The organism is Clostridium sp., from assembly GCF_051278035.1.
GTDB lineage: Bacteria > Bacillota > Clostridia > Clostridiales > Clostridiaceae > Clostridium_AD.
On sequence record NZ_JBNMNU010000057.1, the window covers coordinates 1 to 24,762 of the forward strand.

Here is a 24,762-nt window from a genome sequence, read left to right on the forward strand (position 1 = left end):
AGGTCATCGAAATTATATTTTCTTTGTTCAAAATCACAAAATCCACTTTTTTTAACATTATTATTTAAGGCTATACTCCTTTTGTTAATCCATTTTTTTTGATATATTTTTACCTCATCAGTAGTTTTCATGCCGAATTTAATCCAGCTATCCAGTATTTTAGCGATATATTTCATGGTTTTAGCATTATACCTCACGGCCTCCTCTATTGCCATAATAATAACTTCACTAGCCACATGGCTTGTAAACTCTAATATTTTTTCATATTCCAATGGAGTGATAGCATGTACATTTTCTTCAAATGTTTTAATTATATTTTTTATTCCCTCAGCAATCGTAGCTGAATTATTATCGTTTATTACTTCTTCTACTTCTTTTTTATTTATTACTTCTTGCTTCTTACTTATTACTTCTTCTCTATTACTTGGTAGCCCCTTATAAGCCCCTTCAATTTTTTTTACTTGTGATTTATTAGCTTCATTTTCAAATATTTCATCAGCGCCATCGTCAAATTTGAAGTTTTCAAAGATCTTATCTACATCTAACCCATTTTCATGACATTTACTAAATAGTATTTTGACGAATTCTTTATTCTTTACTTTAAGTAATTCCTTCTGTATACACTTAATTGTATTAATACTAGTTGGTACGTTGTATTTTATCCAATTGATAACCATGAGTTCCTTTGTACCCTCACAGTATAAAATCTTCTTATAATCACAGAATCGTTGAATAAGCTTCTCTACAGTTTCTCTGTTATACCCAGTATCATTCTCAATAGTTATAGTAGATAGTTCATAAATTCCGCACTGTGTTGTTTTGGAATTTGTTATTAGATATAAATAGAAGTATTTTTCCTCCCTTAAACTTAGTTATATAAGTAAAATTAGCTTTATCTGTACTTTTAATATTAGTTATCATCCATTATCATTAACTTCGTTTCTGTTAGTTCATTGTTTATAGTCAATGGAATAGGTATAAAAATATACATTCTGTTAACCAATATGCAAACACAATTGATGTAAGTGCAGCTCACATTTCCAGATTGCTCCGAAAACTAGTAAAATCACCTCCTGCGCCGGACACAATAAATAAATTTGCTGGTGGCGCATATAATGGGGTTACCTATAGTGAATTGATGTTAGCCGCAGGACACATAAATGATATAACTGAGGAAATATCTTCAGAACATAAACGAATACAAATCTTAGAAAACAAAAAAAAGTTTTTTAAAGTTATATTATCTGATATATATACCCGTGATTTTGAATGGACTTTAAATAAAACCATAGACGGCCCTGCTGATTTAATGCTTGAAATAACTAACTGGGAGTATTCTAAATGGTATATTAAAATTAAACCTTTTGTGAGTTTCACAACAATGTATAATGTTTATGGGCAAATAGCTTCGAGTGAACTTACAGCAGATATTAAAGTATCTATTGCAGTTGGGAGTCAAAAGGAATTTGACCTCTTTGTAAATAAACCACCTAAGTCTCTACGTGCAAATCTTTATGTTATGCTAATAGATTTAGATGAAGGACGAATAATAAAAGAAGACAAGCTATGCCAGTATTAAATGGTCATAACTTGTCTTCTTTTATTTATCGTTTAAATTTATATAATTAAGCCATACCATAAACTTTTTTTCTTTCTAAAATACTTGAAATAATTGTATGGAAATTATCTAAAATAACTATATCGTCTATATCAGATACTGATATTTCTTCAATGTTTTGATTTTTACATACTATTTTATGAAGCTCTGCATCATAATATCCTTGTTTATCCTTAGTGATTTTTGAGAGATAGGCATTATCAATGGACGCAATGATCTTTTTTGATATTGAATCTCTATCAAAGCTATATCCCTGATTTACATTACGCTCCTTAGTTTTATCTAATTTAACAATTAAATTATTATGAGTTATAGTAATTTGCTTTTTTAGATTTTCTATAAAAGCTGCATAATCATTTTGTGTATATTCTATATAAGAGCTAGATTTATCAATCTTTGTTATTACTACTGTATTATGTTTTGACTCAGATAGAATAATACTTTTTAATTCTTCAATAATTGTATCATCAACTAGATGCCCACCAGTAGCAACTGGAATAAGGAATATTTTATTTATCGCTTTAAAATTAGTTATTATATCAATTTGCCTCCCTTTTTTATGAGTTCGGAGTTCCCTAAACACAATTCCTTCTTTAAATTTTTCAGGTAAACATCTTTTAGCTTTTTCATCACATTGTAGCACCAATGTCGCCTGCTCAAAAAGTATTCTATATGATGGAATTTCATTAAATCCTTCCTTTTGTTCCTTGTATATATTAAATTCATTGGCCGCTATAATAGTCTTTTCTATAATTTTTTCTTCATCTATTGCAATTTCATGACTGTATCCATAAAAATCATTTATCTGAAATTCCGAAAATATCATATCATCAAGAAGTTTAGTCAGATTTTTATTTGATGTGTTATGATTTATAATTTCATGCTCATTTGTATAATTAGACTGCAAATCCTTTGCAATTTCTTGAAATTTGCTAATTCTTTTTATAGTCCTAAATAAATTATACAAACCATGAAATAAATCTTTATTAACTTTAATTTCCTTATTACTTTTCTTTAATCCAGCTTTATTAACCGCATCGGTAATACTCTTTTTAGTATCAAATTTAAATTCAGGATCTATATTTAGAGCAAACAAAATCAAGTCGCTAATTATATCACTCTTAACTCTAGCTTTTAGAAAGAGCCTGTTCTTTGTATTTTCAAGAATAACAATATCAGTTGACATAACAGTACTATTTCCTGATTTTGTAATTACTTCACTTAGAATCTTTTTCCCTGCTTCATCTACAAATTGTTGACAAAAAGTAGTTTTTCCTGCTCCTGTAGTTCCCAATAACTCAATAATGGTGGGGTCTATAGATTTAAAGACCCCTTTATAGAAATCTATAATATCACTGTTTCGCTCATTACTAAGTTCTTCGCACCTCATTATATTTCCCCCTTCTAAGACATTTTTTTATTGTTAAATATTTAACCTTTCCTAAATTATGTCATATTGTAATTATATTCAACATAAGTTTTATATTCCCTTTATTTTAGAATAAAATTCAACAAAAAAAAAGAAAAGATACCATTGGGGTACTTTACTAAATCTATCTGTACTCTCTTGCAATAAGCTCCAAATTTATCAAAATTTTATAATTACTTAATTTTTTTTATCATCATTATTTATGATGCCACTTTCCACATTATTTTTTTCTACTAAGTGGTTATATCGATCATTTTCTATACCCCAGCTAAGTAGAGAAAATAACAACCCATATATAACACCCGTTGACAGCGCAACAAGCAATGTTTGGTTTTGTTCATATCCATACATGCTGATTTTGTTCAATAAAGAAATTATGCCTATTATAAACATTATAGCAGTTGAGATCATAATATTTTTAACGATATACCTTAACATTCGTTTTTCTTGGGTTCTTTTCCAATATTTAATGAAATTTTCATCATCTACATAAAATATCTTTGATATTTTACTTTTTTTTATTTTATTTGTAGTAACGAGGTATCGAAAAATCAGACTTGTAACTCCAAGTACAACAACAAAAAGTGCAACAAAAATAATCGCTATTTTATCAATTCCCACATCAATTCCCCCTTATATTTTATAGACTAATCTTTCGTCTAACAATTCTATAGTATTATTATATCATAAAGTTACTTAAAGTTAGTATTATCAATAAAAACCTTTAACGTTAAGTTAGAAAGTAAAACTTCTTCCATTTCTAATAACACCTTTGAATTATTGCCAGCTTGTATACTTTCACTTTTTTATCTAATGATAGAAACCGCAAATATGCCAGTAGCCGTAATGTTTTGTCCAGTTCCTTGCACAAATGCTGCAACAAAAATACACCCAACAGAAGTCAACAGCAGAGATATAGTCTTCCTTGTTGTCATCTTTTCTTTAAACAGGATTACAGATAATACCGTTACTATAGCTGGTGCAGTATACAAAAGTATTGCTGCAACAGATAGGGAGGTTTTATTTACGGCTATAAAATAGCACCAATTTAAGAAAATAAAACTTAATATTCCTGTTCCTACAAAGTAACCGGAATCACGAGGGTTAATTTTAAGAAGCTTTGTATTTTTGATTAATAAGAACAAGATGAGAGTTACAGCTGCTCCCATAGCTCGTATAAACACTATTTGTATAGGAGCAAAGCCAAGCGAGTTAAGTTCTTTAATAAAAACCCCTATGGTACCCCATAATGTTGCTGCTGCAATGATACTGAAGTACGCTATTCTTTTTGTCTTTCGATTCGTTTCTTCATAAACAGTTAACTTACTATCTTATCTTAGCCTTGTGATTTACTACAGTAGATTTTTTACAATATCTATTCCTGCAATCATAGTTCCTATTGAACTTCCTATGTTAGCCATAATAACTATTAACATTGTTCTTAAAAATCGATTTTTATAAAACCCTTTAATGCTAAATATGTCCGTTGGGATATTTATTACATCTTGTACAGTTGGCTTTCTTATAGTAGCTTCAGTAAGACCTGCAAACCAACCACAAGCCATAAAAGGGTTTAAAGAAGTAATAGGCGATGCAATAAACGCTGTAATAATGCTAAGTGGATGCCCTAGTGATATTGCGGTAAATAATGAAGCTAATACTCCATTCCACAATATCCATGAAGATAATTGATGCAATCCTGTTTGTATGTTTGTAATAAAACCATAGGAAACCAATCCTATGATGCAAACAGGAATAGCCCAACCAACAATATTAGAAATTGGAGACTTAGGCGGTATTTCAGTAATACTTTCCATGTCTTGTGATTTAAATATTTCTTCTTTTACACCCTTAAGATGTGCAGCTCCCAAAATGGCAACAATTTTTTTACCTGGTGCATTTTTAATTTTGCTTGCCAAATGCTGATCTCGTTCACTAATTAAAATCTCCCCTATTTTAGGAAACTGCTTATGCATATCAGACATAGCTGCTTCTATTATATCTTCTTCCATAATTTTTTTTATCGCACCATCTGAAATCTGGTTATTATCATTCTCCTCATCAGAAAACAACACTCCCAGCAGCAACTTACCCTTTTCCCAAAAACTTAACTTACGCCAAATACGTAGAAATGTAGTCTGTATACTACGATCTGCCAATATTAATTCTGCTTTAATCTCTTTAGCACTTTCCATACCTTGCAGAATCTCTTGCCCCACTGTAGTGTTTAGTTTTTGAGCGATTTTTTTTTGATAGGAGCTTAGTACAAGATTTGCTAAAAGAAATCCTACTTTTTTCGTCTTAATGACTTGGACAATGTCTGTATTTTCCCAGGCTTTAGGATTTTGGATGCCTTGATAACGTGCTTCATCCAACTCAACGCAAACACTATCGGGATTTTCTTCACTCACAACCTTTTTCACAAGTTCAGCACTTTCTTTCAAAACATGAGATGTGCCAACTAAAATAATTTCTTTTTCTTGATATTTTAATACTATAATATTATCATTCACTAATTCTCATCCCCTTATGATGTATCTCACTATTTTTTTGCTTTAGTAGATCTAAATAAGTTTCTTTTATAATAACACATGCATCAATCTATTTCTGCATTTAATTTCCTAGCGTAGCGAATTTGCAGAGTTTGGAAGCGAAACAGACAAGATCTGTTGCTAGTAGTCGTTGAAATTCATAGGATTTATTTGTATAATTGATTAAAGACCCAGTGTTTCCTTTAGTTGAATAAAAAATGAATTGGAGGTAATTTGCAATGTCAAGTTTCGAAAATATTTCTAATAAAGTGACTCTTTGGACTAGACAAGATATAAAGAGCTTGGAAAATTTAAAAAAACAGGGAGTACACAGAAATAAAAAGGAATATATTGTGCAACAATTCGATGATATGGCAGAGCATTATATTAACGCTTATATGTGGTTTGTCAATTCTGCAAGTAAAATTGTTTCAAAACCCCAAGATGTTACATTTCCCACCTGGTGCTCTATAAGTGAGAAAAATATGTTACGGCCTATAGAAAATACCGTAGTATATGTTTTAGAGGTGGATGAATCAGAAATTATCTATTTTGACGGTGCAAAATGGGATTATGTTCTAAACCATCATTATATTCCAAAGGATATAGAGGATGGAAAGTTATATGCCCAGGATATGAAAAACAGAGGTTTTAAAGATACCTATTCTTTTATAGAAGGAAAATTGTCACACCTTTTCCCCTTAGAAAAAAGGCAAGTTATGGATAGTTGGATGAGAATATTTGAAGTAGAGAACATTAATGCATTTAGTGTGCAGGCAAATATATGGGAAATAAGAGAAGATATGATTGTGGATATAATATACTATGAGTGAATTCAGTTAAAAACAAAACTGACACCTTATTAAAAAAGATGTCAGCTTAATTCTAACGGGTTCCGTTTTGAAGTGCTTTTACTGAAATATCATTAACATTATCATATGAAATCACGTTAATATAATAACCTATTAATTTACTATTTAATCAAGAAACCACGGGTTAAAAACCTGTGGTTTCTTTGAATTTAATTTAATATGAGCCAATGTACATATGTAAAAATGGTTTTTTATGGTATAGTTTAAGAGATAAGTTGTTTCGTAATTGTAATTAATTGTGAAATAGAGATTATTTATATTTGATAAATTAGGTATAAAATTTAAATTGCGTAATAATGGGGGTGAAATCATTGAAGAAAAAAGAAATAGGAAAATTTAATCGTTTAAGTTTAATAATAACAGTACCTGTGATGATATTTATATTTGTGTTTATTTACTATGGTAGTGTTCCAAATCAAGTAACAGTAGAAGGAGAAATAATAAGAATCACTGGCATGTATGGGATTTCTCCATCCAAGGAAGCTATAACATCCATCGAGCTACTTGATGATATTCCTAGGGTTGAAAAAAGGGTTAAGGGATTTAATTTTGGAGATGTATATAAAGGAGTTTTTAGGTTGGCAGAATGGGATTATGGTTATGGACATCTCTATTTACAATCTAATAATGGTCCATATATTTCTATCAGATATAATGTAGACGGGGTTTATTTTAATTAACTATAAGAATCCAGAAGAAACAATAAAAGTATACGACGAAATAATTTCTACTAATTAATATTTAACGTCGTATCAGTAAAAAAGTGTGAAGCAAGATTTATTACAGGAGGTAAAAAATGGGATACAATAGAACATTATCTGGCGTATTTGTTATTTTATCTATTGTAACCTTTATTGCTTGTTTATTATTAAATTTTGTAGAGTTTCAAGATGGCAGTTCAGCATCTATAAGAAGTGTGATTATAACATTGTGGTATGCAACTGTTTGGATTTTGGTTTTAGTAACAGGTATAATGAGTAGAAATCGTGGAGCAGTGAAGTATTGTTCAATATTTTGGTTCATTACATTTATTTCTTCTTTTCTTGGCATATATGCAAACATAAATATGGTTCATACTGTAGGAAGATGGACTGATTTGATATTCCCTCTATATCTACTGTCTATGAGTCAGTGGTATGGACTTATGTTCTTTGTGCATAGCGATATCACTTACTTTATACTAATTGCAGTAATATCTTTAGTAATGTTAGCAATTGCTGTTATATGGCTTAAACGAAATAAAAACAAATAGAATAATATAAATTTCATTAAGTCGTTTAATTCCAAGACTACGATACAATAGTAGAATTATGTGTAACTAAAAAATAATAATGGAGGTATAATTATGTGGCTAATATTAGGAGTTATTGCTATAGTAGCAACTTTTATAAATCTTTATATGTATAAAACAGGAAAAGACTATAAACTTGCTATGGCAATTGGATTGTCATTTACAGCATTGACACTTTGTTCAGAATACAGTGCTGTATCCAAGTGGGTAAAAAGCGAGGATTGGTCGGCTTTATTAGATGTTATACCTACAATGGAAAAGGCATTATGGTTTCTTACAATATATCTATTTTACTAAATATAGCACCTATAGTTTTAGAACTAAAAAATAAAGAATAATTACTTATGTCGCACCATTCATATATCATGCAACATTATAATATACATATATAATGGAATAAACTACTCTTAATATAGTTATATCAACAATAAACGCTATGATTAAACCATCATAGCGTTTATTTAAGTGAATATTAATGATATTTACTCAGAAGAACTTCAAAACTGAACCCGTTAAGCTTAATTCTTATTCTTTTAATCTTTTATTCTAGCTATCACTTTTGCTAGGGATTTTTTATGTGGTAAATTGCTTTGTCTTGCTATCATTATTCTTTGTGCTTGAGGCGAACCTGCGCCATGCATTGATTCTGTTCTATAACCAACTGCAGCTGTTCCAAGTGCCATGTTTTCTATTAATCTAAGTATTCTCATTCTGTTTTCTGTTGTTACAGATGCAACACCTTTTAAGTATTTTTCAAGGTAAGGACCAGTTATTGGATCCTGAAAATCTTTCTGTGCAGGCATAGTTACCATTAGGCCACCAGCAATGTCTTCTGCAAGTCTTACTATTTCATATGGGAATCTTGTAACATTTTGTTTACATACATTAGCAAGCAACAAGTCTACTATATAGTTACCTGATTCAGTTTTATGACCTTCTGCAGAACATGCAATTCCGCAAGCGTATAGTGTTTCATTTAAGTGAGTCATTTCTATTAATTTATCTTTAATGTGTGATACCTTACTAGTTCCATTATAATCTGCAGCCAGAGCTGTAGCACCGATAAGTACGTCACCTACACCAGTTTTGCATCCACCATAACTTTGTCTATGGTACCCTGCAAATCTCTCAACAAGCATTCCTGCAAATTCAGTTTCTCCATTTAAGAATATCCTATCATTTGGTACAAATACGTCATCAAAGACAACTAAAGCTTCTACTCCACCATAGTTGTAATTACCAACATCGATGTCTGCTCCTTCTTCGCTTTTCCTTGTGTCACAAGATTGACGTCCTAAAATCATAATAATACCATCTGTGTTTGTTGGTACTGAGAATGATACTGCATAATCCTCTTCGCCTGGCTTCATAGCCATAGTTGGCATAACTAAAACTTCGTGAGAATTACATATGCCAGTTTGATGAGCCTTTGCCCCTCTAACCACAATACCATCAGGTCTTCTTTCAACTACTCTGAGGTACATATCTGGATCTTCTTGTTTTGTTATTGAAAGACCTCTATCACCTTTTGGATCTGTCATTGCTCCGTCTACTATTAAATCATTTTCATGAATGTATGTTAAGAATTTAATGAAATTCTCATGGTACTTAGTTCCACAATCTTTATCGATTTCATAGGTTGTACTATATTCAGCGTTAAACGCATCCATTCCAACACATCTTTGAAAACATGAAGCAGTTTTTTGTCCCAATAATCTTTGCATTTTAACTTTTTTAACTAAGTCTCCTTCGTTTTGATGTATATTAGCAAATCTATTAATTTTTTTACCCGTAATTATTGAAGTAGATATCAGTAAATCTTTATATTCAGGCATTTGTGCTAAATCATAAGTCATTTTAACTGAGTTCATTGAAGGGCGAATAATAGGGTTGTCCACTACATTTTCTACTTTTTCTCCAAACATATAAACCTTTAGATCCAGCTTTCTAAGACTTTCTACGTATTGTTCTCCAGTCATTAAACCCATTAAAATCAATCCTTTCGAATGTATATTTTGTATAACTTTATTAGTTGTTATAATATTATCATATATGCTAATTATTTTTGAACTTAATCATCACTGCTGTAGTTACATAATAACATATAACTACTTAGTTGTCAATGTAGTTATATGTTTAAATTTCTAGATTACTCATTGCCATTACAGTTATTTTTTATATAAAATTTGATAGCCTTAATATTTCTACCTTCTTTTATTTCCTCAAATTCAAAACATATATCAGTTTTTTCACTAATTTCTTTTTGTGTTACAAGTAAAATCCTTAGTTTTAAGTTGTAATATCTATCGTATTGTTTTTCAACCCCTAAAAACTTTTTTAGTTCTAAAAGGTCATATATTCTTGAACCTATTTCTTCGTATTGTTTTAAACATTCATAGATTTTTAAACTATATTCACTATTAAGGTTTGTTATGTTTTTAAGCCTACATTGAGTTGATTTTTGAAGTTGTAGGTAGTATTCTTTAAGCTTTGGATGAAAGTTAACAGCCACTCTGCACTCGTCATCATAATACTTTATTCCTGAAAGCCATACTGTTTGAAAATCCCCATCTTTTTCATGGATAGTTACCCTTTTACTCAGTAATAACCCACTTGCTCTTTTAACTTTACTATAAAGATTTTCATTCGTACTTAAATCAACTTCTAAAAATTTGGCAAAGTCTTTAATACTTATAATATAATCTTTGAATTCTTCATCAAAAGCATTAACCATTGAAGCGATTGCCAATATAAGTTTTGATTCTCTTATACTCAGTTTATAACTTGCATTGATAAGTTTATTATCCTTACAAATCCAAGAATTTTCATTTTGCATTAATTGTGTTTCCAAAATATCACCCCTGTAGTTGTATTCTACTATACAACTACAGGGGTGTCAATGTAGTTTCAAATACATCACACTGGCTCAGAAAGTAGTTTTCCGGCAACATAACGTTTTGTTATATTTCTGTCATCTCCGCAGTATATGAACCTTTGGAGGCGCTCCTCGATGCTTCTGTTATCTATGTCACCAAGGTTTTTATCATCTATTACGAGAGCATCTAGTGAGTATCCATCCTCGAAAGACCCCACCTTACCAAAGAATTCTCCGCCTCCTTTTGTTCCCATATAGAAAGCTTCTGACATTGTAAGGCTCTGCTCAACCTTTCCACTATTAAGCCAATTTATCTTTGAAGCTTGAACAGCAGAGTTCATTACCTTATATATACCTATCTGATGTCCTGCACCTATGTCTGTTCCAAGTCCAACCCTAATTCCAGCATCAAGGAATTTCCTTGCTGGCATTATGCCCGATGACAAATTGAAATTAGCATTTGGGCAGTGTGCTATGAAGACGTTTCGTTTTTCTAGTAGCCCTATTTCTTCTGGTGTATTGTGTACTGCATGAGTCATAATTGTATTTTCAGTCAGAAGATTCATTCCATCATATACACCTGCGTATGAGCTAAATTCTGGGTGGAGTATCTTCACCCATTGGATCTCCCCCTCATTCTCAGAAAGATGACTTTGCACTTTAAGATTATACTTATCAGAAAGGTTGGCAAGGCCCTTCATGAGCTTTACTGAGCACGATGGAACGAACCTTGGAGTTATTATAGGCTTTACAAGATTGTACTTGTCCTTTGTAGCCAATATCCATTCTTCAGTAGATGATAGTGATTCCTCAGTGGACTCTACATAAAAATCAGGTGAATTTCTATCCATATTAACCTTTCCAATGTAAGCCCCAATGCCTGCTCTATTCATGACGTCCATTAGAACTTCAGTTCCATTTCTGTGAATAGTAGAGAAAAGTACAACTCGAGTGGTTCCATTTCTCCACAACTCCTTTGCAAGATTTGTATAAAGTCTCTTGGCGTATTCTTCATTGCTATATTTCGCTTCTTCAGGAAACGTATACTTTTCAAGCCATTGCAGCAGTTCCTCATCTAGGCCAAGTCCCATATTCTGAAACTGTGGAGCATGCAGATGCATATCTACGAATCCTGGAATTATTAGTGAATTGCCAAAATCATTAACGTCAATCCCCTTTAAGTGGCTTGGAAGTTCTTTGAATATCCCTATAACTGTTCCATCAGATTCTACAAGATAGCTATTCTCATAGACTTCGAACTTTTCACTAGAAGCAGTAAAAATTATGTTACCTTTAAGTGCTTTCATTATTATCCTCCCTTTTTTATGGATGATTATATGACGTAGTAATTAAGCTAACTTTTAATAAAGTATAAAAAACCAGGTTGCTAAGTTAAATGACTATAGAATAATTAAAGCTAAATTCAGCATAGCTTCAAATTATTCTTGTAGTCAGGTAATTTATAGCAACCTGGTAGATACTATTAGACCATATTTCTAATATATACAAGATAATATTTAATTGTTGTATTTATTTTACAACTTTACACATTTAATTATATACCATTTTCATTTAAAAAATCTCTTAATAAATTGATACATACAGTTTTCCTATATTCTTTTGAAACTCTCCCAGCGCTTGGGTTTATTGTATTTTCATATAATTTTAGGTAATTATCCTTTAATCCCTTAGCTTCACTAATAGTTTTTCCTATAAACATCTCATCAATTTCCGGATGTCTAACTATGGTAGGTTCGATTGCTCCAAATGCAGTTGCTACGTGAGTAATCACTCCATTTTCCGCGTGGAGAAGTGCTGCAAATCCTACTCTAGTAATTGCTAGCGCCTTTCTAGCTCCTATCTTCTTATAATAATAATTTTCAAGATATTTTTTAGGTATCACAATCTCAACAATGAGTTCTCCTTCTTTCAGGTCAAGCTGTTTTCTTTGCTTATAAAAATCTTTAATATATATTGTTCTCTCAGAACTAGCACTTTTTAGTCTAATTAGTGAGTCCGTAACGAATAATACCAAAGCTGAATCAGCCTTTGCAGATCCATTTCCTATATTCCCACCAATAGTCCCGAAATTTCTTACAGCTGGGCCTGCAAGCTGTGACATTGCATCCTTTAAAATTCGAGGTGCAAGATCTGATTCCTCTATTTCAGTGAAAGTACACTGTGCCCCCATTCTTATATAATCAGAATCTGATGTTATTATCTTAAGCTCTGGTATCTTATTCAAAAATAGATAGCTTGCACCTTCGTAAGCTTCAACCATAAGGTCAGTTCCTCCACTGTAAGGCTTAACCTTTTCATCCCTCATTACTGAAAGCGCCTCTTCAAGTGTTTCTGGCATGTATCCATTATTTAATGTTACCATAATCCTTCACCTTCTTTTGCTGCGATTCCTATAGCTTTAACTATTGAATTGTATCCTGTGCAACGGCATAAATTTCCGGATATTCCACGTCTTATATCTTCCTGCGTTGGATGTGGAATCTTTGCAAGTATACATTCTGTTGCAAGTACCATCCCTGGTATACAAAATCCACATTGCACTGCTGAAACATCTCCATATGCTTTATCAATAACCTTAAACCTTTCAGTTTTGCTAAATCCCTCTATGGTCATAACATTACTCCCATGAATACTTCCCATTGCTATCATACATGAATTAGCAAGCCTTCCATCGATTATAACAGAGCAAGCTCCACATTCACCTTCTTTACAACCACACTTTACTCCAGTAAGCCTGTACGCGTCTCTCAATACATCCAAGAGCCTATCTTTCGCACTACCCTCATATTGAACATTTTCTCCATTAAGTTTGAACTCAATATATTTCATGAGTATACCTTCCTCTCTATTTTAATATGGGTGTCCACATGTAATTACTTATATTTAGTCCTCTTTTGAGGATATTGATTTTAGTGTATCCTCTACTGTAAATGGAATGTGCCGAACCTTCTTACCTAAAATTTGTTCTACAGCCTCTATATATGCTGCAGCAGTTCCTACATTTGGAAGTTCTCCTGCACACTTAGCTCCATAAGGCCCATAAGGATATTCATTAACATGCATCGAAGCCTTAATAACTGGCACATCCATAGCAGTTGGTATGATATAATCGCTCAAGCTGTTATTTCTAATGCGTCCTGTGCTATCATGATCCATAAATTCCATTGATGAATAACCAATGCCCTGAAGCATTCCACCCTCCATTTGCCCTACTACTATATTCATGTCAATAGGAGTACCTACATCAAAAGATCCATATGCACCTATTACATTATGTTGGCCTGTTAACATATCAATTTCAAGCTCTACTGACTGAACTGACCAAGAATAGGTTGGATAAGCATCTCCACGGAATTTATCAAGTGAGAATGGTATAAGAAACTCTGGATGTTTGTAGTGCTCCTCAATGATCTGCTCCTCTCCATCCTTCCATTCATCTTTGAGCCGAGCTGCGGCAAGGCGGACAAGCTCTCCAACTATCATAAGTGATCTTGATGCAACAGTTGGGCCAGAGTCTGGAACTTTGTCAGTATCTGGGTTACGTACTATTATTTTATCAAATGGGATCTCTAGCTCTTTACCTGCTATTTTTGCGAAGGTTGTTTGTAGTCCTTGTCCCATGTCAGTATTTGAGGTAAGAATTTCCAAAGTGCCGTTTTTATGCTTTTTAACTTTTAGTACTGCTTTTATTAAGTCTCTTTCTCCCGAGCCCGTGAAGCCTGCACCATGGAATGCCAGTTGTATACCTATTCCACGTCGTAATCTTCCAGTTTGTGGTTTGTCATAAAGTTCTTTTTTCTTCTTGTAATCACAAAGATTATCCACTTCTTTAATCATCTCACCCAGTGGAACGTGGAAGTGAAATTTTCCATTAGTTGAAGTGTCATCTCCCTGCATTACAATATGTTCTTGTTTAAACTCTAAGCTATTTCTTCCTTCGCCTTTTGCTACATGATTCATAAAAAGGTCCATGTCAAAGAATACCTGTGGTGCTCCAAATCCTCTGTAAGCTCCTTTGGGAACTGTATTTGTTTTGTTAGCGCTGCCGTGAACCTTTAGATTTTCTATATTGTAAACTCCAGTAGCACATATTGTTCCACGCTGAAGTACTACAGCTGAAAGTGTTGAATATGCACCTGCGTCATATATAATATCGATATCCATTGCTGTAATCTTTCCATCTTTAACAGCAGCCCTATATCTTGCAGTTGAAGGATGCCTCTTGCTAGTTGACGTAATATCTTCTCTTCTATCAAATATAACTCTTACTGGTTTTCTAGCTTTAATGCTTGCTACTGCCACTTGACATGCAAGTATTGATGGATAATCCTCCTTTCCACCGAAAGCTCCACCAGTTATATCTGTCTGAACCTGAACCTTTTTCTTCTCAAGTCCTGTTGCAAGTTTCACTGCTGTTTGAACATAATACGGGCATTGCATGGACCCTCTAACGGTAATTTTACCGTCATGATAATCTGCAATCATTCCATTAGTTTCTAGATACAATTGTTCACCATAACCTGTATTTAAAATTTCATCATACACTTTGTCCGCATTTTCAAAGCACCCATCCACATCACCTTTTACATTACTGTAATCAAAAAACGTAACCTCTGATTTAGTCATATCCAATACAATAGGAAGTTCCTCGTAATCAACTACAATTTTTGCTACAATTTCCTCTGTAATTTTTTCATCCGGTCCTACAACCATAAGAATTGGGTCCCCAATGTATTCCACTGTGTCTATAGCAAATACTGGCATATCTTCAAGCACTATATGAACCTTGTTTTCACCAAGAACATCATCCTTGTTAACTGTCATATAGCCTTCTGGTAACTCTGGCAAAGTAATGTTCTTTATTTTAGCATGTGCTACTGTTGACCTCAAAAACTTGCCGTGAAGAATGCCATCTGTAGGAACATCTGCCACATATTTAGCCACACCTAATATCTTTTTTAAATGATCTTTTTTACGAACTGAATTTCCTATATTATTCATAATATCCTCCTCGCATTAGCTAAGTTTTTAAGTGTATAATTATAAAAAAATATTTCTTAATTTTCTGAATAATGAAATCATAAAATAACGTTATCATAGTTCGATATATGATAACGTTAACATGTATTACTTGGTTTGATTATATAATACCTTTTTCTAGGTTTCAAATACTTCTTGAAAAGTATTTGAAATATTACCCATGTAAGCAGGAGAATTTCCTTCTATAATATATACAATGCATATAACTTACAATTATACATCGTATCTTCATCCCACTCCTTATCAGAGTCTATATAAATTTTTTATTATGTTTAAGAATTTATAATTTTATGTTATATTTAGATTATATTTGTAGCTGCTTTAGAATTTCGTAATCACCTAAAGTCTTATTTTAAGGAGAAACAATAAATGGAATATTATTTTAATAAATTAGAAAAAACAATGCGTGCCCTTCTTAAACGTAGAAAACTTGAAAAAGTTTTTTTAAATGGAACTTTATCAGTCACATGTAAAGAATTGTATGATAGCTCAACAGTAATGCTTCTAACTGGTTTTTACATTAGTAATGCAAGCGCAGCAGAAAATGATGGACCTTTAGGAACCTCATCCTTAGCTGCTGCTTTAGAAAAAATGGGTAAAAAAGTTGTTATTGTAACTGATACTAACTGCAGTAAAATAGTTGATTCATGCATGAATTCAATGAAAGTTAAAGGAAACTTAGAAGTAGTTCCCGGTCTAGGCAATTCTAAGTTTTACTCTGAACTATTATATAAATATAAACCAACACATATAATTTCAATTGAGCGCCCAGGAAGAGCGATGGATGATGAATACTATAATATGAATGGGATAAAAATAACAAAATATGTTGCAGACTGTGATATTTTGTTTTTAATGGCAAAAGAACTTGGTATAGTTACAATTGGAGTTGGTGATGGTGGAAATGAAATAGGTATGGGGAATATAGAAAGCGATATAAAGAAATATGTTAAAAATGGTGAAAAAATATGTGCAAAAATCACTTGTGACTATCTTATTTTAGCAGGCACTTCTAACTGGGGCGCTTATGCAATTGTTTCAGGGTTATCATTGCTTTCAAATAAAAATAATTTACATAATTATTATAAAGAAATTGAAATGCTTGAAAGAGTAATTTCTGTTGGTGGAGTGGATGGGTATACAGGAGAACCAAGTATGACTGTAGATGGCATAAACCTTAGTTATAATATAAGACAGCTGATTAACTTTAATTCAATTGTTGAGAGTTATCTTTCTTTAAACAGAATTGATTTTGTTTTATAAATAAGTTGCTAATGAAATCATAAAATAACGTTATCATAGTTCGATATATGATAACGTTACCATGTATTACTTGGTTCGATTATAGGAGAATTTCCTTCTGTAATATCATGCATATAATTTACAATTATACATCGTATTCTATATCTTTCGATGTTTTATCTTCAAAATACTTTTCAAATTGCTCCCAAGTATACTTGGTTACCGCACTATAGAACTGATCATAATTCTCCATAAACTTTCTACCCTCATGGCTAAGTTGTGTTCTCCCTTCTTTTGCGCCTCCTCGTCTTCTTAAAACTATTTCATACCCAAGATTTTTTTCAAGTTCATTAATCATATCCCAAGCTTTGCTTAAGGATAAAGACATCCTTTTACAAGCGCCATTAACAGATTCATTGTCGTCTATAAGCTCAAGAAGAAGTCTTAATCTAGAATCAAGAAAAACTTTCTCTTTCCTTATATTTATAGTTAAAGCAGGCTGAAACAAACTATCATTGTGCGAAGGTAGAAGTCCTTCCAGCTCGTCCTCATCATTAATTGAGCATGTAACTCCTCTATCATTCACATTTAGCCAAGTTATAGAAACACCCAAGAAATTAATAGCCCCCCTAAGTCCATCCTCACCATCATAGGAAAGAATACTCGGAATATGTAAACTATCCATGAGTAAAGGATGCCCACCATGCATATTGTATGATGGAATAACGATGTCATCCTTTATTTCAATCATTTCCATCACTGTCTTATAATTAACCATAGGCACATTTACAGGTGTTAATAGAACTCTGTTACATTTACCTTGAAGATATTTAAGTCCAATCTTGAAGGAATCGATAAGTGGAGGATTCTCATAATCCTTGTTTATAATAAAAATAGCATCTTCTCGTGCGAGATCTGACTTTATTTCTGGTTCATCAAAACCCGTAATTACCACAATAGGCCATATACCAGCCTTTTTATATGTAAGTACCATTCTTTGAATTAAAGAAATTGAACCGACCTTTTTCATTGGATAAGCTACACATCTGTTGGCAGCAGCAATTATTCCTCCAACTTCTCTCACAGTATCACCTCATTAAAAAATTCTTGATATCTTGTTATATTCTACACCATTATTAATAAAAATCAAACCGAAACCATAGTGATTTGTTAGGCTATAACGTGTTTTTATTTAGCCAGTAAACATAAAAAACACTATAAATATTATTGAATTCCAATAATATTTATAGTGTTTCTTATTATCTTTAATTTAAATTTGGATTTTATATCCTACTTTTTAACTTGACCCTCACCATATATAAGATACTTTGTAGTTGTAAGCTGTTCAAGTCCCATAGGCCCTCTAGCATGAAGCTTTTGAGTGCTAATACCTATTTCTGCACCGAACCCAAATTCTGAGCCATCAGTAAATCTAGTTGAAGCATTTACATACACACAAGAAGCATCAACTTCCTTTAAGAATCTTTGAGAGTTTTTATAACTATTAGTTATTATAGCTTCCGAATGTTTTGTTCCATATTTGAAAATATGGTCTATTGCCTCTTCCATTGACTCTACAACTTTAATTGAAAGTATTAGCTCTAAATACTCAGTAGACCAATCTGAATCAACTGCTGCCTTAGCGTTTGGAAGAATCTTTATTCCACTTTCAGAAACTCGAATCTCAACACCTAATTCATAAAGTCTTTGTGATAGCCTTGGTAAAAACTCACCAGCAATATCTTTATGTATAAGTACTGTTTCTATTGCATTACAAACTCCGGGTCTTTGAGTTTTAGCATTAACTATTATTTTTTCAGCCATATTAAAATCAGCCTCTGAGTCCACATATACGTGACATATGCCAGATCCTGTTTCAATTACTGGAACTGTAGCGTTAGCTATAATCGCTTTTTTAAGTCCTTTGCCACCTCTAGGAATTATCACATCTACGTAATCATTCATCTTTACTAAACGATTTACAAGTTCTCTATCCACCATTTCAATAAGCTGAATGCACCCTTCTGGTAGTCCTGCGCCAATGGCCGCTTTTTTAATGATTTTAGCTAAAGCTATATTAGTGTTTATTGCTTCAGACCCACCTCTAAGTATTATTGAGTTCCCCGCTTTTATACATAAAGCTGCGGCATCTACCGTTACATTGGGCCTTGACTCAAATATCATACCTATTACTCCAAGTGGAACTCTTACCATTGAAATATCTAAGTTATTTGGTCTTTTGAATCTTTTTATTCCTTCACCTATAGGATCTGGAAGTGATGCCACATTTATAAGTCCCTCAGCCATTTTTGAAACCCTCTGCTCATCAATCATTAGTCTATCAAGCATTGCCTTGGATAAATTGTTTTCTGCACCTAATCTCATATCTTCCATATTTGCTTTAATTATTGCTTCTTTATTACTTAAAAGCGCTTCCGACATCTGTATAAGTGCATTATTTTTCAAATTAGTACTAGCAGTAACCATAATTCTAGAAGCTTCTTTAGCAAGTCTACCTATATTTTCCATGTATTCTTCAAAATTCATTTTTTCCCTCCTCAACACAATTATTAAACCTATGTAGTCTTTGGTTTTCCTTCAAATAGTGTTCCTATTTCTTTTCCTTCTAAAATATCAGTAATAATGTTAGGCTCAGAGCCTTCCGCAATAATCATATTAGAGTTTGCATCTACTACAATTTTTGCCGCCGTAATTTTAGTTGCCATACCACCCGTGCCAAGATCTGATCCTGCGCCATCTGCTGAATCTATAATTTCATCAGTTATTTCTTTTACATTATAAATAATGTTCGCATTAGGATCTGTCCTAGGATTTGAATCATATAATCCATCAATATCTGAAAGTATTATAAGCAAATCTGCATCTATTAACTCTGTCACCATAGCAGCCAAAGTATCATTATCTACAACATTTCTTTCATCCGTAGCCACGGCATCATTTTCATTTACTATAGGTATAACTCCTCTTGAGAGTAACACTTTAAATGTATTGTATACATTTAAATATCTTTTTTCATCTATACAATCCTTTTCTGTCAAAAGAATCTGCGCTACAGTTTTTCCATACTCAGAAAAGATTTTTTGATACATATGAATTAATGTCCCTTGACCCACAGCTGCAGCTGCCTGCTTTCCTGGGATGGTTTTTGGTTTTACTTTAAGCCCTAATTCCCCCATACCAGCTGCTATAGCTCCTGAACTTACTAGTACAACCTGAATCCCTTTATTTTGAATATCTGCTAATTGTCGTACAAGATGCTCTATACGCTTTAAATCTAATAATCCTGTAGGGTGAGTTAATGTTGAAGTTCCTACTTTTACTACAATTCTTTTCACATCTTTTAAATATTGTTCCCTTTCGTTCATATAATTACGCCTCGTCTCATCATTTTTTTATCCATAATTTTGTGCTTTAAGTTACTATAAGTTTACATCATATAAGGAAAAATTTCAAATTTATATGTTTTGAGTCATATAGTCCTATAATAGACTGGTTGCATAAAGCTCTCTTTTTCAATACTTTAAAGTAATAAATAGGCTAATATAAGAAATAATTTTAAAACTTAATTGCACACTATAAGAGTAATTGATAATGTGTAAGTTTTTTCTATAAGATATAAAAAGATATGATGTAAATATATACAAAATATGTTATGATTTATATGAACCACGTACGAAATAAAATATTAAATTGGAGAATTATAAGTGAAAAAAATAATAGAAATTATCATTACAATTACAGTAATCTTAATATTACCTTCGTGTTCAAGTGCAAAGAAGGGTATTGATAATATGGGTAAACCTAATATTAATGATACCACGAATGAAAATACCTCATTAAGTGCGAATCAACAATCTCAGCCACAATCAGAAGATACATCCCCCAAAATTAAAGATGCAAATTCTGCCCTACTTGAAAGTATAGATACAACGAAAAGCCAATTTGAAAAAGGATATTATTTTTATAATGGTACAATAAATAATAATATTCCAATTACAATGAGTATTTATCCATTAGAAAAAAATATAGTTGGAACATATTATTATGAGAACCAAAGAAGTGTAATGAATTTAAAAGGAAAGCAGGAGAAAAAAATATTTTACTATATGAATATGATGAAACTGGCAAAAATACAGGTATATTTAAAGGAACAATGAGTGACATTGTTGGTAAGATTGAGGGGACATGGATAAGTGCAGATAATAAAATTAGTTATCCATTTGTATTAAAACTTGAAGGTGGTCTGCCTGGAGCCGAATACGGAAAAAAATACACCCAATTTGTTAATAATAAAAGTGACCAAGATGTAGAAAATTTCGTTAGTAAAGTTCAAAGTTATATAGTAAATAATAAAAAGGAACAGTTATCTGAAGAGATAAGATATCCAATCAATGTAAAAATTAATAATAACATTATCAAAATTAAAAATAAAGATGATTTAATTAAGAATTATGACAAAATTTTCACTGTAGAGTATAAGCAAGCAATTAGTAAGGCACGTACCAAGTATCTATTTGCAAATTATCAAGGAATAATGGTTGGTAATGGTCAGATTTGGATTAATGATAGAACACTTGCTGGTGATAATTCTTCTAAGCTAATGATTATTGCTATAAATAATTAGAATTACAATAAAAATTGTTAGTTCCGTAGACGTGGACTTATTGACTAAATAGTCATAAAATAAATGTTTTTATAAAGCGTCACAACTACTAAAACCGAATAATCCATAAAAACACCGTAATATTCATAAATAACTGAATTTACGGTGTTTTCTAAACAAAGCATATATTTTTTATTTTTTACCCATTTCAATTGCCTTGTCTGTACAACTCTCCATAGCTGAAATTACTGTCCCTCTAAAATTTTTCTTTTCTAAAGCGTATACTGCCTCTATTGTAGTTCCGCCTGGTGAGCATACATTGTCTTTAAGCTTTCCAGGGTGTTCTCCAGTCTCAAGCACCATCTTAGCTGCTCCAAGCACCGCTTGTGCTGCCATTTTATATGCCTTGTCTCTTGGCATACCTTTAAGCACTGCACCATCACCTAGCGCTTCAATAAACATATAAACATAAGCCGGAGATGAGCCGCTTACTGATGGAACAATGTCCATAAGTTTTTCCTCTAATATCTCTGCCTTACCAAAGCTTTCAAAAATATCTGTTACATCTTTCAATTCTTCTTTAGTAATATTTTTATTAGCACAAATTGCACTCATTCCTTCAGAAACAAGTGCTGGAGTATTTGGCATGGTTCTTATAACTTTTGCCGCATCTGAAAGGGCACTGCTCATCACCTCTAAAGTTATTCCTGCAGCTATAGTTACAATAATTGCGTCACTGCTTAAATATGATTTTATTTCATTAATAACTTCAGAATATTTATACGGCTTAACCGCTAGTATTACTATATCAGATACTTTTGCGACTTCCCTATTGTCATTAGTTACAATAATATTATATTGCTCTTTTACCTTATCTAAATTCTTATTTGATGGATTACTTGCTATTACACTTTCACTCGAAACTAATTTCGATTTTACTATTCCACCTATCATAGCTTGTGCCATATTACCACAGCCTATAAATCCTATTTTTTTATTCATATTATATTTCCTCCTATGTAAAAAATTTTATTCTTTAATTATAACACTAAAATCCGCATTTAAAAAACGATGCTTTATAATCAATTTTACTAGGTAGTACTTGTATAATTATTTTTCTACTTTGTAGGGCTAGAAGTCGCATAAAATAAGCATCGATAGCAACTTGTAAGTTTTCTATATCTGGTACATATGATTCTGAATTCACAATCTTTAATTAAGGCTATATCAGACAATATTTAGGATAAAAGAATATAAAATTGGTTTGTCATAAATAGACAAGCTAATGAACTTTTCCCTAATTATTAAAGTATCGTAAATTTATAATTGATGAGCTATATTAGAATTCTCCGAACAAGCCTAACTCGCTACACACCCACTTATTTATAAATAGGTTTTTAATTTCTTTACCTCTTTTACGAGAATGTCTTGGCATTAAAAATCCACTTTTTTTATGATTACCTTTAAACGATACCATACCCATATTTATATCCTTTTTAACTAAATAATGTTAAAATGATTTTAGATATATGTACGTTAAACTAATGACTAATGAATACTTTATTATATGGGGGGGTGAGAAAACCTGGATACTTTAGTTCCTAAAAACACTTATTCAGAAAAATATATAGCATAAGTGTAAAAACCTTATATGTCTATGCCTATGGAAAGGAGTAGCTAAAGCATGAATGATAACTTAGATGACTTATTCGATGAAAACAAATTAAATAAAGAAATAAAAAAAGGTAAACTAAAATCAACAATAATGATGGCTACAATATCTTCAGTTGTTATAATCATTTGTATATTAATTACTTTTAATGTCTTTACTCAAAAAGAAAAAACAATAGAAAATAATAAAAAAATAGCAACTGAAATAACTAAGACTTATTATAATAATATTGCTGATAAAAATTATTATAAAGCATTTCATACATTTTATTATGAAGACAATAAAATGTATAAAGAGGATATAAAAAATATAGGCAAGTATAAAACACATGATATAAAATCATATGAAAAAAACCCCAACTGGGTAATTCAAGTAATGTACGACGAAAGTGTTAAAAGTTATATCGTTAAATCTACAGGGATTAGCTCATATGAGAATGAAACATATAACTTTTATGAAGAAGTATATATAAAAAAAATTGGAACAGAATTAAAAATTTATAAAATAAATACCGATGATAAATTCTATTATATTAGAGGAAAAAAATTCACAAAAGCATCTGAAAATGATAAATCATTAAAGCTACCACCTATCTCATTCAATTTCTTTTCATTTTCGCCTAGAATTTGAGATGATTCGAATAAAAGTGACTCACTTATATCAAGTAAATTAGCATTCAATTAATGACCTCCCCATAACCAATAGCTGCTACTCCAGCTATTGGTGCTCGCTCTAATGTTCAACTATCTAATTTTAACTGTTCTATCCTTAAAATATTCATCTTTTATATAATTCTCTCGTACTAAAGAATCAAGTGATCTTTCAAAGGTCGATAAGATGATTCATTTAGTTTCTTCAAATAAGCTCTTTGCTTAAGCAATTGTTAGCTTACTGATAAGTTCTGTTGCCAAATCAAGTTTATCATCTGCTTGAGTGAGTTTATCTTTTCTAGTTTCTAATTCAATTTTTTCTAATTTTAAATTTTCTTTTCTAATGTTAAACATTCTAATAGTTTCACTAGGGGCAGGTCCACCAGTTATATTTCGAATATTAACAAAGTTTACTGGGTCTAATGCTGTTTTTATATCTTCTTTTGAAATATTTATTTTCCCTCCCAAAATTTTACTTGAAATTTCATTAATCATTTCTGAAGTAATGTCTTTATAATCTAAATGTTCAATAGTAAGTTTCTTAATTAACTCTGCTGTTATTTTATGATTTTGTCTAAATGATAGTCCTTTTTCTCTTACTAAAGTGTCTGCAAGTTCAGTAGCAGTTATAAATGATTCATGAGCTCTACTAAACAAAACTTCTTTATTTACATTTAGTGTAGTATAAACTGAACTTAGTATTTTTAACCCTTTAACTGTAAAATCTATAGAGCTATAAATGTGCGGTTGTAGTTGTTCCTCTGAGTCTACTATGATAGTGTAAACACTATCTTTGTTTTTATATATCTAAATCCTTGCTATTGCAAGGGTTTTAGCTGTTTTTAACGTAAAAAAGCAATGACCCCCTCTTTTCTGATATAATTGTTGTATCTAACT

General features: G+C 31.7%; 25 protein-coding genes and 1 riboswitch. Of the genes, 9 read left to right on the forward strand and 16 right to left on the reverse strand.

Going from position 1 to position 24,762, the window contains the following annotated elements; translation table 11 throughout:
* Positions 1-677 (reverse strand): DnaD domain-containing protein (locus tag ACJAX4_RS10300; protein WP_435789375.1); only part of this gene is annotated, 677 nt, incomplete at its 3' end.
* A 368-nt stretch (positions 678-1,045) separates the two neighbouring features.
* On the opposite strand from ACJAX4_RS10300, the gene ACJAX4_RS10305 reads away from it, so the two are divergent.
* Positions 1,046-1,579 (forward strand): hypothetical protein, encoded by a 534-nt coding sequence (locus tag ACJAX4_RS10305; protein ID WP_435789376.1) that lies wholly within the window; start codon positions 1,046-1,048, stop codon positions 1,577-1,579.
* Positions 1,580-1,625: 46 nt separating this feature from the next.
* On the opposite strand, the gene ACJAX4_RS10310 is transcribed toward ACJAX4_RS10305, so the two are convergent.
* From ACJAX4_RS10310 to ACJAX4_RS10325, 4 genes are all read right to left on the reverse strand, one after another.
* Positions 1,626-3,008, reverse strand: coding sequence for a hypothetical protein (locus tag ACJAX4_RS10310; RefSeq protein ID WP_435789377.1), 1,383 nt, complete (start codon positions 3,006-3,008; stop codon positions 1,626-1,628).
* Positions 3,009-3,224: 216 nt separating this feature from the next.
* Entirely contained in the window at positions 3,225-3,668 is a 444-nt protein-coding gene (locus ACJAX4_RS10315) for a hypothetical protein (RefSeq protein ID WP_435789378.1), read from the reverse strand.
* A gap of 185 nt (positions 3,669-3,853) precedes the next feature.
* Positions 3,854-4,330, reverse strand: coding sequence for a DMT family transporter (locus ACJAX4_RS10320; protein WP_435789399.1), 477 nt, complete (start codon positions 4,328-4,330; stop codon positions 3,854-3,856).
* A 69-nt stretch (positions 4,331-4,399) separates the two neighbouring features.
* On the reverse strand, positions 4,400-5,560 hold the full coding sequence (locus tag ACJAX4_RS10325) for a TraB/GumN family protein (protein ID WP_435789379.1): 1,161 nt from the start codon (positions 5,558-5,560) through the stop codon (positions 4,400-4,402).
* Positions 5,561-5,817: 257 nt separating this feature from the next.
* Between ACJAX4_RS10325 and ACJAX4_RS10330 the strand changes: the two genes are divergently transcribed.
* The 4 genes from ACJAX4_RS10330 to ACJAX4_RS10345 all read left to right on the forward strand — a co-directional run bounded on the left by ACJAX4_RS10330 (position 5,818) and on the right by ACJAX4_RS10345 (position 8,038).
* Entirely contained in the window at positions 5,818-6,411 is a 594-nt protein-coding gene (locus ACJAX4_RS10330; protein WP_435789380.1) for a DUF3841 domain-containing protein, read from the forward strand.
* 350 nt (positions 6,412-6,761) lie between these two features.
* Positions 6,762-7,130: a hypothetical protein gene (locus tag ACJAX4_RS10335; RefSeq protein ID WP_435789381.1), complete on the forward strand. Its 369-nt coding sequence runs from the start codon at positions 6,762-6,764 to the stop codon at positions 7,128-7,130.
* Positions 7,131-7,246: 116 nt separating this feature from the next.
* Positions 7,247-7,702 (forward strand): hypothetical protein, encoded by a 456-nt coding sequence (locus ACJAX4_RS10340; protein ID WP_435789382.1) that lies wholly within the window; start codon positions 7,247-7,249, stop codon positions 7,700-7,702.
* 93 nt (positions 7,703-7,795) lie between these two features.
* Positions 7,796-8,038 (forward strand): hypothetical protein, encoded by a 243-nt coding sequence (locus ACJAX4_RS10345; RefSeq protein WP_435789383.1) that lies wholly within the window; start codon positions 7,796-7,798, stop codon positions 8,036-8,038.
* A 236-nt stretch (positions 8,039-8,274) separates the two neighbouring features.
* On the opposite strand, the gene ACJAX4_RS10350 is transcribed toward ACJAX4_RS10345, so the two are convergent.
* The 6 genes from ACJAX4_RS10350 to ACJAX4_RS10375 form a co-directional block, all read right to left on the reverse strand.
* Complete coding sequence (locus ACJAX4_RS10350; RefSeq protein WP_435789384.1) at positions 8,275-9,729, reverse strand: 4-hydroxyphenylacetate 3-hydroxylase family protein; 1,455 nt, start codon at positions 9,727-9,729, stop codon at positions 8,275-8,277.
* 161 nt (positions 9,730-9,890) lie between these two features.
* On the reverse strand, positions 9,891-10,592 hold the full coding sequence (locus ACJAX4_RS10355) for a replication initiation protein (RefSeq protein WP_435789385.1): 702 nt from the start codon (positions 10,590-10,592) through the stop codon (positions 9,891-9,893).
* Between the two features lie 65 nt (positions 10,593-10,657).
* Positions 10,658-11,923 (reverse strand): guanine deaminase, encoded by a 1,266-nt coding sequence (guaD, locus tag ACJAX4_RS10360; RefSeq protein WP_435789386.1) that lies wholly within the window; start codon positions 11,921-11,923, stop codon positions 10,658-10,660.
* Positions 11,924-12,044: 121 nt separating this feature from the next.
* Positions 12,045-12,145, reverse strand: a riboswitch (purine riboswitch).
* Between the two features lie 26 nt (positions 12,146-12,171).
* A complete protein-coding gene (locus ACJAX4_RS10365; protein ID WP_435789387.1) occupies positions 12,172-12,999 on the reverse strand; it encodes an FAD binding domain-containing protein in 828 nt (275 codons plus the stop codon).
* Positions 12,993-13,466, reverse strand: coding sequence for a (2Fe-2S)-binding protein (locus tag ACJAX4_RS10370; protein ID WP_435789388.1), 474 nt, complete (start codon positions 13,464-13,466; stop codon positions 12,993-12,995). The genes ACJAX4_RS10365 and ACJAX4_RS10370 overlap by 7 nt, the downstream gene beginning before the upstream one ends.
* A 54-nt stretch (positions 13,467-13,520) precedes the next feature.
* The gene (locus ACJAX4_RS10375; RefSeq protein ID WP_435789389.1) at positions 13,521-15,638 is read right to left on the reverse strand and encodes a xanthine dehydrogenase family protein molybdopterin-binding subunit; all 2,118 of its coding nucleotides are present in this window, start codon (positions 15,636-15,638) and stop codon (positions 13,521-13,523) included.
* 408 nt (positions 15,639-16,046) lie between these two features.
* Between ACJAX4_RS10375 and ACJAX4_RS10380 the strand changes: the two genes are divergently transcribed.
* Entirely contained in the window at positions 16,047-16,940 is an 894-nt protein-coding gene (locus tag ACJAX4_RS10380) for a DUF4392 domain-containing protein (RefSeq protein WP_435789390.1), read from the forward strand.
* A 124-nt stretch (positions 16,941-17,064) separates the two neighbouring features.
* Here ACJAX4_RS10380 and ACJAX4_RS10385 read toward each other — a convergent pair whose 3' ends face one another.
* The 3 genes from ACJAX4_RS10385 to proB form a co-directional block, all read right to left on the reverse strand.
* A complete protein-coding gene (locus ACJAX4_RS10385; protein ID WP_435789391.1) occupies positions 17,065-18,003 on the reverse strand; it encodes an NTP transferase domain-containing protein in 939 nt (312 codons plus the stop codon).
* 206 nt (positions 18,004-18,209) lie between these two features.
* Positions 18,210-19,466, reverse strand: a complete 1,257-nt coding sequence (locus tag ACJAX4_RS10390; RefSeq protein WP_435789392.1) for a glutamate-5-semialdehyde dehydrogenase — start codon at positions 19,464-19,466, stop codon at positions 18,210-18,212.
* 29 nt (positions 19,467-19,495) lie between these two features.
* Complete coding sequence (proB, locus tag ACJAX4_RS10395; RefSeq protein ID WP_435789393.1) at positions 19,496-20,305, reverse strand: glutamate 5-kinase; 810 nt, start codon at positions 20,303-20,305, stop codon at positions 19,496-19,498.
* A gap of 339 nt (positions 20,306-20,644) precedes the next feature.
* Here proB and ACJAX4_RS10400 point away from each other — a divergent pair, with 339 nt between their 5' ends.
* On the forward strand, positions 20,645-21,097 hold the full coding sequence (locus tag ACJAX4_RS10400; protein ID WP_435789394.1) for a hypothetical protein: 453 nt from the start codon (positions 20,645-20,647) through the stop codon (positions 21,095-21,097).
* The gene (locus ACJAX4_RS10405; RefSeq protein ID WP_435789395.1) at positions 21,094-21,564 is read left to right on the forward strand and encodes a hypothetical protein; all 471 of its coding nucleotides are present in this window, start codon (positions 21,094-21,096) and stop codon (positions 21,562-21,564) included. The genes ACJAX4_RS10400 and ACJAX4_RS10405 overlap by 4 nt, the downstream gene beginning before the upstream one ends.
* A gap of 171 nt (positions 21,565-21,735) precedes the next feature.
* On the opposite strand, the gene proC is transcribed toward ACJAX4_RS10405, so the two are convergent.
* Entirely contained in the window at positions 21,736-22,545 is an 810-nt protein-coding gene (proC, locus tag ACJAX4_RS10410) for a pyrroline-5-carboxylate reductase (RefSeq protein ID WP_435789396.1), read from the reverse strand.
* A 682-nt stretch (positions 22,546-23,227) separates the two neighbouring features.
* Between proC and ACJAX4_RS10415 the strand changes: the two genes are divergently transcribed.
* A complete protein-coding gene (locus ACJAX4_RS10415; RefSeq protein WP_435789397.1) occupies positions 23,228-23,845 on the forward strand; it encodes a hypothetical protein in 618 nt (205 codons plus the stop codon).
* Positions 23,846-24,087: 242 nt separating this feature from the next.
* Here the strand turns inward: ACJAX4_RS10415 and ACJAX4_RS10420 are convergent, their stop codons facing one another.
* Entirely contained in the window at positions 24,088-24,522 is a 435-nt protein-coding gene (locus ACJAX4_RS10420; protein WP_435789398.1) for a hypothetical protein, read from the reverse strand.
* Positions 24,523-24,762 lie beyond the last annotated feature (240 nt).

Excerpts from the sequence above, each read along its gene's own strand:
- ACJAX4_RS10380 (WP_435789390.1), top strand. The coding sequence starts at position 16,047 with ATGGAATATTATTTTAATAAATTAGAAAAAACAATGCGTGCCCTTCTT.
- proB (WP_435789393.1), bottom strand. The coding sequence starts at position 20,305 with ATGAACGAAAGGGAACAATATTTAAAAGATGTGAAAAGAATTGTAGTA.
- ACJAX4_RS10345 (WP_435789383.1), top strand. The coding sequence starts at position 7,796 with ATGTGGCTAATATTAGGAGTTATTGCTATAGTAGCAACTTTTATAAAT.
- ACJAX4_RS10390 (WP_435789392.1), bottom strand. The coding sequence starts at position 19,466 with ATGAATTTTGAAGAATACATGGAAAATATAGGTAGACTTGCTAAAGAA.
- ACJAX4_RS10405 (WP_435789395.1), top strand. The coding sequence starts at position 21,094 with ATGAGTGACATTGTTGGTAAGATTGAGGGGACATGGATAAGTGCAGAT.
- ACJAX4_RS10415 (WP_435789397.1), top strand. The coding sequence starts at position 23,228 with ATGAATGATAACTTAGATGACTTATTCGATGAAAACAAATTAAATAAA.
- ACJAX4_RS10350 (WP_435789384.1), bottom strand. The coding sequence starts at position 9,729 with ATGGGTTTAATGACTGGAGAACAATACGTAGAAAGTCTTAGAAAGCTG.
- ACJAX4_RS10310 (WP_435789377.1), bottom strand. The coding sequence starts at position 3,008 with ATGAGGTGCGAAGAACTTAGTAATGAGCGAAACAGTGATATTATAGAT.
- guaD (WP_435789386.1), bottom strand. The coding sequence starts at position 11,923 with ATGAAAGCACTTAAAGGTAACATAATTTTTACTGCTTCTAGTGAAAAG.
- ACJAX4_RS10375 (WP_435789389.1), bottom strand. The coding sequence starts at position 15,638 with ATGAATAATATAGGAAATTCAGTTCGTAAAAAAGATCATTTAAAAAAG.
- ACJAX4_RS10340 (WP_435789382.1), top strand. The coding sequence starts at position 7,247 with ATGGGATACAATAGAACATTATCTGGCGTATTTGTTATTTTATCTATT.
- ACJAX4_RS10365 (WP_435789387.1), bottom strand. The coding sequence starts at position 12,999 with ATGGTAACATTAAATAATGGATACATGCCAGAAACACTTGAAGAGGCG.
- proC (WP_435789396.1), bottom strand. The coding sequence starts at position 22,545 with ATGAATAAAAAAATAGGATTTATAGGCTGTGGTAATATGGCACAAGCT.
- ACJAX4_RS10330 (WP_435789380.1), top strand. The coding sequence starts at position 5,818 with ATGTCAAGTTTCGAAAATATTTCTAATAAAGTGACTCTTTGGACTAGA.
- ACJAX4_RS10370 (WP_435789388.1), bottom strand. The coding sequence starts at position 13,466 with ATGAAATATATTGAGTTCAAACTTAATGGAGAAAATGTTCAATATGAG.